We start from the raw sequence: 9112 nt of genomic DNA on the forward strand, positions 1-9112 counted from the left end.
GGCGCGGGCTCCGGCTCAACCTCGGGCGGGGGCGGAGGCGGGGCCGGCTCGGGCGCCGGGGGCGGCGGGGTGGGCTCGATCTCCATGTAGGTGACCTGCTCTTCCACCTTGCGCTCCGAGGGGTCCGGCGCGTTCGCCGCCGCGTACAAAGCCCCGCCCAGCAGGACGAGGTGCGCGGCGACCGAGACCACCAGCGTCCTGGGGCCCAGTACCTTTTTCCGCTTGTCTTCCGACGCGATCAGGTTGTTGAACATGGTGCCTATCTCCTCCGTGGCGCGCCGGTCGGCGCTCGATCGCATAAGTGGCTGCACCGCAGTAACTTGGTAGTGCAACAACCGTTCCGCGGAAGCTCGGAGGAGGACGGGTAAGTCGTTGTAGCGCGTGCTTTTGCGAGGAACGGCGTGGGTTTCGGGGTGTCACCCGGGGAGGCGCACCTGGATGCTGGTCTCGCCGGGGACGGGGCGGCCGTCCTGCACCGCCGGCCGGAAGGTGAGCGTGCGGACGTAGTGGAGGAGCATGTTCTCGGTCGTCCAGCGGCGCACGACCCCCCGCTCCAGCCGGGCGTCGGTCACCCGCCCCAGCTCGTCGAGCCGCACCCGGACCCAGACGGTGCCGGCGGCGCTGGACGTTTCGAAGTACGGGTCCGGGAGCGGCGAGTCCGACCACCCCGCCATGGTGAGGAGCCCCTGCCTGCGCGGCTCCGGCGCGCAGATCTCCCGCCGCCCCACCCGGAACCGCGGCTCCGCGTCCAGGTCGATCCGCAGCCGCACGCCCCACTCCGCCTCCTGCGGCGGGAGCGAGCGCCGGTGCGCGAACACCAGCTTCTGGACCGAGTCGGCCAGCCGCGGCGACACCGAGTGCTCGATCACCGCCCGCCGGACGTTGGCCCCGTCGGGGGCGTACGCCATGGAGAAGAGGACGTGTCCCGCGGGGAGCGCACCCTCCGCCCGCAGCGTCGCCAGCTCCGCGGCGAGCGCGCCGGTGTCCACCAGCGCTTCCGCGGCGGGGAGCGCCTCCGGGACCGCTTCCACCGCGCACCCGGCGCCGGGGTAGGCCGGGGCCTCGCTCAGCAGCGCGGGGTCGCGCAGGGGCGGGGCGTGCCCGAGCCCGGCGCACGCCGCGAGCGCCGCGAGCGCCGGCGTGGCGAGGAGCGGGCGGAGGGCTCGGGAGCGGGTCATCGCCGTACGGGGTCCAGGGAATGCCGTGCTTCACGGCACGGGGTGCATCAATCGTACCGATCGGGCCCGCGCCGCACGCTCCGGGACGCCGCGGCGGTGCCGAACACACGGAGGGCTCCCGGGACGCGTCCCGGGAGCCCTCCGCCAAGCCGTTCGCCCGCGGCCGCTCAGGCCACGGCGCGGCGCACCAGGTCGCGCCAGGCGATGCCCAGGCTCTCCACCCCCAGCACCCGCTCGGTGAACCCGTTGCACCGCAGCATCTGCTGGACGACCCGCCCCACGATGGCGTCCAGCGCTCCCAGCGCGTCCACCCGGATCACCTCACGGAACTGGTCCTGCACCTCTTCGGAGAGCTCCCTGCGCAGGAACTCGACGGCGGCTGCCGCCGGGTCGCCTGCCACCGGGACCGCCGCGCCGGCCCGCACCGCTTCCTCACGAATCTGTGCCATAGTTCTCCCTCCGGTCCATTGGAGTGAACGGGGGGACGGCATCCCCCCCCGCGCTTCTTACTGACAGATGCGTGCCAGCGCCGCGGCAGCCGAACGCGAGACAGGACAAGGCTTTGCGGGTGGGCGCGTTCCCGGGGCGTCCCCGCCCGTGCACGCGACCTGTCCATCTTTCGCCACACACGGGCGCCGAGGTTCCGCGCGCCCCGGTGCGGTTGCCCTTCCGGGCGGTGCGGCGTACCCTTTCCCCTCCGGCCGTCCGGCGCCCGGACGGCACCCGCACCCGCACTCGAGGACCGGTCCGATGGAGGTGTTCACGGAGGAGTGGAGCCAGGCCTGCTGCGACGAGCTGAACCGGCGCGAAGTGTACCGGGGCGCCGCGGCGGAGTGGGAGGCCCCGGTGGTGCTGGTGATGGAGCGCGATCCCGCGCTGGGGGTGGAGGAGGACCGCGCCTTCCTGCTGGACCTGCACCGCGGAGAGTGCCGCGGCACCCGGCGCGCCACCGAGGACGACATGGCGCAGGTGTCGTACGTCATGCGCGCGACCCCGGCCGCCTGGCGGCACATCCTGGACGGCGAGCTGGACCCCATCACCGCGGTCATGACCGGGCGCCTCCGCCTGGCCCGCGGGAGCCTCCTCTCGCTCGCCCGCTACACGGCCGCCGCCCGCGAGATGGTCGCCGCCGCCGGGGCGGTGGAGGCCACCTTTCCGCCGCCCCGGCTCTGAGGGGCCCCCACCCGGCGGCCTGAGAGCCGCCACCCTCCCCCAATTCTGGGGGAGGGCTTCCCGCCGGGGTGGCATCGGGGCGAGTTGGCAGAGCCCCCTCCCCCGGCCCCTCCCCCGCAAGCGGGAGAGGGGAGCACTGCACCTGCAGTTCGGCACCATCGCGGAGAGGGTTGCAGGGAGGGGGTGGGGGTGGTCGGAGGAAAAAGCCTTGTGTTCGAGCGCAGCGAGTTTGGCTTTTTCCGGAGACTACCCCCGCCCCCGACCGCCACGCGCGGAAGCTAATGGCTCGCCGCCGCCCGCGCCCCGGATGCCGGCTTCGCGCCCTCGCTCTCCGGCGCCGCCTCCCCGCTGGCGTAGATCGCGCGCCGGAACAGGATGGGCCCCACCGTCTCGTTGACGGCGATCAGCGCCAGCAGCAGCGTGCCGAGGGCCGCCCCCTGCTCCGGGTACGCCTCGGTGACGATGGTGGCGAGGCCGATCGCCACCCCCGCCTGGGAGATCAGCCCCATCCAGGCGTACTTCCGCTCCGGCTCCCCCGCTCCGGCCCACCGCCCGCCCAGCCGCATCCCGGCCCAGATCGCCCCCGCCCGCACCAGCGCGAGGGGGATGACCAGGGGGAGGAGCGCCGCCACCTGCGCCACCTGGATCTTCGCCCCCGAGAGCGCGAAGAAGACCACGAACACGGGGGCCGCCGAGCGCTCCATGGCGTGCAGAAGCTCCTCGCCCTCGCCCTCGCGCGAGACGTTCTCGGTCACGAAGCCGGCCACCAGCAGGGTGAGCAGCACCTCCACGTGCGCCAGCCGGGCGATCTCCAGCCCGAAGAACGCCACCAGGATGGCGAAGAACACCAGCTCCCGCCCCACGTAGCGGAGGTAGAGCGCCACCACCCCTCCCAGCAGCGCCCCCACCAGCAGCGCGCCCCCGATCTCCCAGAGCACCAGCAGCACCGAGGTCCCCCCGGCGGCCCCCGAGGGGGGGACCAGCGCCCGCGCCACGGCCAGGGCGGCGCTGAAGAAGAGCACCACCGCCACGTCCGACAGCAGCACGATCCCCAGGGTGGTGCGGGTCACCGGCCCGCGCGCCCCCGTCTCCGTGAGCAGCGCCATGGTGACCGCCGGCGAGTGCACGATGGCGATGGCCGCGAAGAGGAGGGCGAAGGCCAGCACCTGCGCGTCCGGCGCGCCGCTCAGGAAGGGGACGAAGTCCCGGAACCCGTACAGGAGCCCGAAGAGCGCCGTGAAGGCCACCACCAGCTCCGCGGACATCATCTTGAGGAGGAGCGGGCCGCGCTCCTTCACCTCGCCCCAGCGCAGCTCCGCCCCCGCCAGGAAGGCGATCAGGGCGATGGCGAGCTGGCTCACCGGGGCCAGGCGCTGCGCGCCCTCCACCGTCACGGTGCCCAGGACGTACGGGCCGAAGACCACCCCGGCCACCAGGTATCCCACGATCTTGGGGAGGCGGAGCGTGGTCGCCAGCTCCCCCACGGTGTAGGCGGCCAGGATCAGGAAGCCGAAGGAGAGGAGCGCCTGCGAGCCGCGCCCCTGCGATCCCAGGGGGAAGATGAGCTGCATCCCCCCCAGGAGAAGGGCCAGGATGAAGAGCCTCCGCACTACGCCTCCTCCGCCGCGGGCCGTTCCGTCCGCGGCGCTGCCGCCGCCGCGTACGTCGCCGCGCGCCTCCGCCGGGCCGAGTCCACCACCCCCTCCGCGATCCGCGCCGAGGCCACGTCGGTGAGGAGCACCGAGACCAGCACAGCGGTGAAGACCACGTTCACCGCCGGGGTCTCCCCCTGCAGCATGTAGTTCAGCGCGATGGCGACCGCCAGCCCGCCCTGCCCCAGGAGCGCCCGCCCCCACCCCCAACCCAGCACCCCGTGGGCGCCGTTCAGCCGGGCCGCCAGGTAGCCGCCTCCCACCTTGCCGAGGGTGCGCACCGCCAGGAAGGCGAGCACCGGGAGGAGCCAGGCGCGGGTGCTGGGTGCCCACGCGGCGCCCGCGAAGATCAGCAGCACGAAGTAGAGCGGGCGCTCCACCATCCCCAGCGCCCGGCGGATCTCGTCGCGGTTCCCGGAGGTGTTCGCCAGGATCGCCCCGATCAGCATGGTGGGGAGGAGCGGCGAGAGACCCAGGTACGCCGCCGCCCCGCTGGCCAGGATGGTGGCCCCCGCGAGGCCGATGAACAGGCGGTCCACCTTGCGCTCCTCTCCCAGGAAGAGGTGGAAGAGCGTCCCCCCCACCACGCCGATGGCCACGCTGATCACCGCCCACTCCGTGGCCGTCGGGGGGCGCACGTTCCCCGCGGGGGGCGCGTGGCTGACGGTGAGGAGGAGGCTGAACGCGACGATCGCCACCAGCGCGTCGATCGCGGTGGTGAGCTGGAGCTGCCGCACCACTTGGCCCTGGCCCCCCAGCCGCCGGGCCACCAGGGCGATCCCGGTGGGCGCGGAGCCCGTGGCGACCGCCCCCAGCGCCACGGCAGGGATCACGGCCTCCAGGGGCGTCGTCGGGAAGAGCCAGAAGAAGATCGGCGTCAGCGCCGCGGAAACGGCGGCCAGGGTGAGCAGTGCCTCGAAAAAGGCGATGCGGTACTGCGCCGCGGGGATGCGCACCAGCTCCGGGAGATAGAACTGCGCCCCCACCACCACCCCCACCCACCCCAGCGCCAGCGTCAGGAAGGGGGCGAAGCCGCCGAACACGTCGGCGCCGATCAGCCCGGACACCTGCGGCCCCAGCAGGATCCCCAGGAGGAGGTACTCCGCGCCCGAGACGATGAGGAAGCGGCGCGCCAGCCACCCGGACGCCACGTGCGCCGCCAGGTAGCCGCCCACGACGACCACGATCAGGACCAGTGCCGAGCTCATTCGACCGGGTGCGTGCGGTAGCGTATCGGGGCGGTGGCGGGACGGGTCACTCCACCAGCACCGGGTGGCGGAGCACCAGGCGCGAAGGGCGGCCCGGGGTCGCGAAGGTGTGCACCACCCGGAGGTCGTACCGCCCCGAGGGGAGGTCGCGGATGATGGCCATGTACCCCCACGTCCCCTCCCCCGGGGGGCAGTCGTCCCCCGCCTCGCGGGCGACCACGCGCAGCGTGATCTCGCTCCCGGTCCGCACCGCGTCCGCGTTCAGCGTCCGGCACCAGGACCCGGTGGTGATGGTGCGGCGCACCGTGATCTCGTGGTGCGCGCTGCGGATGGCGGCGGCGGACCACGCCTCCACCTCGGCCGGGGAGAGCGGCGTGGCCACGAACTCCACCTCCGGGGCGGGCCGGCAGGCCGCCGCCGTGAGCAGGACGGCGAGGATGCGGTGCATACGCTCCTCCACGGGTTCGGGCGGGCGCGGGCGCGGCAGCGGAGGCACGGTCCGCAGACACGAAGGGACCGGCCGCCCTCTCGGGGGCCGGTCCCAGGGAACGCCGGCCGGACTCGAACCGGCAGGCGGCGGTGCAGCCTTCGTCAGCCCTGCGGGCTCGCCTGCACGCCGCCGCGGGAGACCTCGTCTCTGGACCTGCCTCTCCCCGCGTGTCTTCCGGACCACGCCGCAGCGCCCCACGGGTGCCTCGACTCCGGAGGCCGGGTCTCCCTCACGGTCCGCCCACCCAGGTGGCCACCGGGCGGCCGATCCTCGTACCTCTGCTATCCCGGCGTTGGGTACGGACGGGAGCGTCTCCGTTCGATCGAACGGCACCACGGCCGGGGGCGAAGTGCAAGTTTCGAGCCCGCGCCGCCCCCGGCGCCGCTCACGCGGCCGTCTGCGGAAGCGCCTCCGGCACGTCCATCTCCTCCATCGCCTCCAGCCCGGCCTCGTCCTCCTCCGGCGGCGGGGGGAGGAGGTGGTCCAGCGGGATGGCGTCGTCGGCCATCCCCCGGCGGAGCGGGTCTCCGATCCACGCCGCCAGCCGCTCCATAAAGCGCCACACGTCGCCGTCGCCCGGGCGCAGGTAGCTCGGCTGCGACGAGTCCGTCCCCATCCGCTCGAAGACCTGCGTCAGCCACTCCGGCCCGTGGCCGCCCACCTCCAGGTGCGTGAGCCAGCACTCCAGCTCGCCGGTGGGGACCACGAAGATGCCGTAGCCCGCCAGGCCGTCCAGGAGAACCTCCGCGGCGGCGCGGTGCTCGCGGGGCAGGTTGTAGATGCCGCCCGCCTTGTAGTCGTCGCCCCGGAGCTTCTGCTGGAGCGCGGCGCGGGTGCGCTCCCAGTGCTCCTCGAACACCGCGGGGACGAAGGCGGAGCGCAGCAGGTCGCGGAAGTCCTCCTTCCCCTTGAAGATGTCCAGGTCCACCACCGCCGCCGCGGGGATCCCCATCTCCCGCAGGGGGCGGAGGATGCGGCGGATGGTCTGCTTGTTCTGGGCGTTCAGGAACACGCAGCCGTCCGCGCCGCCGCGCCCCTCCGCCAGGAGCCGCTCGTTGACCTCCTGGTAGAAGACCCGGTCCGCGTCCGCCTCGCAGACGACGGCGCCCTCGTGGAAGAGCGCCCCCAGCACCCCGTTGGAGCGCAGCAGCGGGTCGCGCATCATGCAGTGCAGCCTGTCGGCGCGCAGGAGGGTGGCGCTCGGCACCCCGCCCTTGTAGGTGAGGCGGACGATGTTGACGCGCTTCCCCGCCTGCACGCACCCCATCAGGAACTCCGGGCTGTGGGTGGCCGCGAGCACCCGGGCGTCGCGGTCCGCGGCGAGCTGCGTCAGCCGCTTCCCCAGCTTGCGGGCGAGCGGCGGGTGCAGGAACGCCTCGGGCTCGTCCACCAGCATGATCCGGTAGTCCGCGCTCAGCACCGCGGCCGTGAGGCCGGTGAACGCCTTGACCCCGTCGCTCATCTCGGCGATGTCGGTGGCCCCGGCGTGGAAGTCGCGCGCCCGCTCGTCCAGCCCCTGCTCCTCGCAGGCGGCGTCCGGCGCCCGGCGCGACATGCGGATGCGCAGGTGCGTCCCCCCGGTGGGATCCAGCACGAAATGCAGCCCGAACGCCTCCACGGTCACCTCGCGGATGCGGGCGCGGGCCTCGTCGTCGCGGAAGAGCGCCGCCAGGTGGTTGGTGGGGTGGAGCTGCAGGTCGCCCAGGGGGCGCGGGTAGGTGAGCGCCAGCCGGGTCCGCCCGTCCAGGCGGATGGTGAAGAGCGCGAAGAAGTCGCGGCAGAGGCGGGCAACCTCCTCCTCGTCCGGGTCCTCGTCGGAGCCCAGGATGCGGAGCACCTCGGCCAGGTCGATGAGCTGGTCCGTGGGCGGGTCCTCCACGTCGGTGGCGCGCTTCTTCACGTACGCGCCCATGGGCTTCAGGCGCGACACCCGCACGCACCCCGCGGGCCCGTGGTCGCCCTCCACCCGCCGGGCCTCCACCATCTCCGCGGCCTCCTCCGCACCGGGAAGGTGCAGCTCCATGCGCGCCACGATCCGGCGGTCGCTGGCGCCCCCCGTCTCCAGGTACTCTTCCAGCTCGCGGAGGGCGAGGCTCTTCCCGGAGTTGTTCGGTCCCACGAAAACGGTCATCGGTCCGGGGGCGAGCTCGAGGGGGAGCACGCTCCCGCTGGGTCCGAAGTGGAGGGTCAGGGTCTTCAGCATCGGCGCGGCCCCGGGTGCGGGGATGAGGTCGTACGGCCTGTCGTTCCCGGCTCCTGAAAGTGCCAGAAACGCGCCAAGGCGCAGAAAGGGGTGAACGGCACGCCTGCACCCTCCCGCCGCACGGTCCGCTTGACATCCGGCGCCCCGCGAAGAACATTTAGAAAGTCGTCTAATTGTTCTGCTCCCCGCGCAACCGCATGCTCGACCGGACGATCCGCGCCCTCGCAGACCCCACGCGCCGGGAGATCCTCCGGGCGCTGCGCGGGGGCGACCTGACGGCGGGGGAGATCGCGGGGCGCTTCCCCATCACGGCAGCCTCCGTCTCCCACCACCTGGCCGTGCTGCGGGAGGCGGAGCTGGTGACGGTGGAGCGCAGGGGGAAGCACCTGGTGTACTCGCTCGACACCACGGTGATGCACGAGTTCATGCAGGGGATGCTCGACCTTTTTGGAACGGGAGGGGAACGATGATCCGCAGGCCGCTCGCGCCGGTGCTCCTGGTGGGGATGTGGGCGTTCGCGCTCGCCGTGTTCCGCCGGCTGCCCCCGGAGGTCCCGACCCACTGGAGCTTCTCCGGCGAGATCGACGGGTGGGGGCCGCGCTTCCCGGCGGCGTTCATCGCGCCCGCCGCGGCGACGCTGGTGTGGCTCGTGATGCGTTTCCAGGGGCGGATCGACCCGCGCCGCCTGGAGGTGGAGCGCTCCACCCCCACGCGGATGCTCCTGGCCGAGATCGTGGTGGCTTTCATGGCCGCGCTGGAGGTGCTCACCCTGGGCGCGGCGCTCGGCTGGCCGGTGGACATCGGCCGGGCCATGTGGCCGCTCACCGGGCTCCTCTTCGTCCTCATGGGCAACTACCTGCCGCGGGTGCGCCCGAACTGGTTCGTGGGCGTGCGCACCCCCTGGACGCTGGCGAGCGACGCCGTGTGGCGCGACACGCACCGGCTGGCGGGGTGGACGTTCGTGGCGGGGGGGCTGGTGATCGCCGCGGCCTTCTTCCTCCCGGCGCCGGTGCGCCCCGCGGTGGGCGTGGCGGCATTCGTCGTGGCCGCGGCGGTCCCGGCGGCCTACTCCTTCGTCCGCTGGCGCCGCGAGGGGCGGCGCTGAGCGGCCACTCTCATCCGGAGACTGCTCCATGAAGATCCGACCGGCCGCCTTCGCGGCGGCGCTGCTCGCGCTCGCGGCCGCCACCGGCGCCGCGGCGCAGACC

At 73.6% G+C, this 9112-nt stretch carries 10 protein-coding genes; 3 read left to right on the forward strand and 7 right to left on the reverse strand.

The genetic code is table 11. The features are described from left to right. The 3 genes from VGR37_15910 to VGR37_15920 form a co-directional block, all read right to left on the reverse strand. A partial coding sequence (locus tag VGR37_15910) for a hypothetical protein (protein HEV2148891.1) occupies nucleotides 1-299 on the reverse strand: 299 nt, incomplete at its 3' end. A 117-nt stretch (nucleotides 300-416) separates the two neighbouring features. Next, a complete protein-coding gene (locus tag VGR37_15915; GenBank protein ID HEV2148892.1) occupies nucleotides 417-1178 on the reverse strand; it encodes a hypothetical protein in 762 nt (253 codons plus the stop codon). A 167-nt stretch (nucleotides 1179-1345) separates the two neighbouring features. Next, nucleotides 1346-1627, reverse strand: coding sequence for a hypothetical protein (locus VGR37_15920; protein ID HEV2148893.1), 282 nt, complete (start codon nucleotides 1625-1627; stop codon nucleotides 1346-1348). Between the two features lie 301 nt (nucleotides 1628-1928). Between VGR37_15920 and VGR37_15925 the strand changes: the two genes are divergently transcribed. Then, nucleotides 1929-2351, forward strand: a complete 423-nt coding sequence (locus tag VGR37_15925; GenBank protein HEV2148894.1) for an SCP2 sterol-binding domain-containing protein — start codon at nucleotides 1929-1931, stop codon at nucleotides 2349-2351. Between the two features lie 278 nt (nucleotides 2352-2629). Here the strand turns inward: VGR37_15925 and VGR37_15930 are convergent, their stop codons facing one another. The 4 genes from VGR37_15930 to VGR37_15945 all read right to left on the reverse strand — a co-directional run bounded on the left by VGR37_15930 (nucleotide 2630) and on the right by VGR37_15945 (nucleotide 7904). After that, on the reverse strand, nucleotides 2630-3961 hold the full coding sequence (locus VGR37_15930) for a cation:proton antiporter (protein ID HEV2148895.1): 1332 nt from the start codon (nucleotides 3959-3961) through the stop codon (nucleotides 2630-2632). Beyond that, nucleotides 3961-5211: a hypothetical protein gene (locus tag VGR37_15935; GenBank protein ID HEV2148896.1), complete on the reverse strand. Its 1251-nt coding sequence runs from the start codon at nucleotides 5209-5211 to the stop codon at nucleotides 3961-3963. Before VGR37_15935 ends, VGR37_15930 begins: the two co-directional genes overlap by 1 nt. 46 nt (nucleotides 5212-5257) lie before the next feature. Then, on the reverse strand, nucleotides 5258-5659 hold the full coding sequence (locus VGR37_15940) for a hypothetical protein (GenBank protein HEV2148897.1): 402 nt from the start codon (nucleotides 5657-5659) through the stop codon (nucleotides 5258-5260). Between the two features lie 427 nt (nucleotides 5660-6086). Further along, entirely contained in the window at nucleotides 6087-7904 is a 1818-nt protein-coding gene (locus VGR37_15945) for an ATP-binding protein (protein HEV2148898.1), read from the reverse strand. Between the two features lie 197 nt (nucleotides 7905-8101). On the opposite strand from VGR37_15945, the gene VGR37_15950 reads away from it, so the two are divergent. Further along, a complete protein-coding gene (locus tag VGR37_15950; GenBank protein ID HEV2148899.1) occupies nucleotides 8102-8374 on the forward strand; it encodes an autorepressor SdpR family transcription factor in 273 nt (90 codons plus the stop codon). Further along, complete coding sequence (locus VGR37_15955) at nucleotides 8371-9009, forward strand: SdpI family protein (GenBank protein ID HEV2148900.1); 639 nt, start codon at nucleotides 8371-8373, stop codon at nucleotides 9007-9009. Before VGR37_15950 ends, VGR37_15955 begins: the two co-directional genes overlap by 4 nt. Nucleotides 9010-9112: the final 103 nt, after the last annotated feature.

This window comes from Longimicrobiaceae bacterium, assembly GCA_035936415.1.
In the GTDB taxonomy this organism is placed as follows: Bacteria; Gemmatimonadota; Gemmatimonadetes; order Longimicrobiales; family Longimicrobiaceae; genus JAFAYN01.

What these genes read in the sequence shown, in the direction of transcription:
- VGR37_15915 (HEV2148892.1), bottom strand. Translation starts at nt 1,178, where the DNA reads ATGACCCGCTCCCGAGCCCTCCGCCCGCTCCTCGCCACGCCGGCGCTC.
- VGR37_15920 (HEV2148893.1), bottom strand. Translation starts at nt 1,627, where the DNA reads ATGGCACAGATTCGTGAGGAAGCGGTGCGGGCCGGCGCGGCGGTCCCG.
- VGR37_15925 (HEV2148894.1), top strand. Translation starts at nt 1,929, where the DNA reads ATGGAGGTGTTCACGGAGGAGTGGAGCCAGGCCTGCTGCGACGAGCTG.
- VGR37_15935 (HEV2148896.1), bottom strand. Translation starts at nt 5,211, where the DNA reads ATGAGCTCGGCACTGGTCCTGATCGTGGTCGTCGTGGGCGGCTACCTG.
- VGR37_15940 (HEV2148897.1), bottom strand. Translation starts at nt 5,659, where the DNA reads ATGCACCGCATCCTCGCCGTCCTGCTCACGGCGGCGGCCTGCCGGCCC.
- VGR37_15945 (HEV2148898.1), bottom strand. Translation starts at nt 7,904, where the DNA reads ATGCTGAAGACCCTGACCCTCCACTTCGGACCCAGCGGGAGCGTGCTC.
- VGR37_15950 (HEV2148899.1), top strand. Translation starts at nt 8,102, where the DNA reads ATGCTCGACCGGACGATCCGCGCCCTCGCAGACCCCACGCGCCGGGAG.
- VGR37_15955 (HEV2148900.1), top strand. Translation starts at nt 8,371, where the DNA reads ATGATCCGCAGGCCGCTCGCGCCGGTGCTCCTGGTGGGGATGTGGGCG.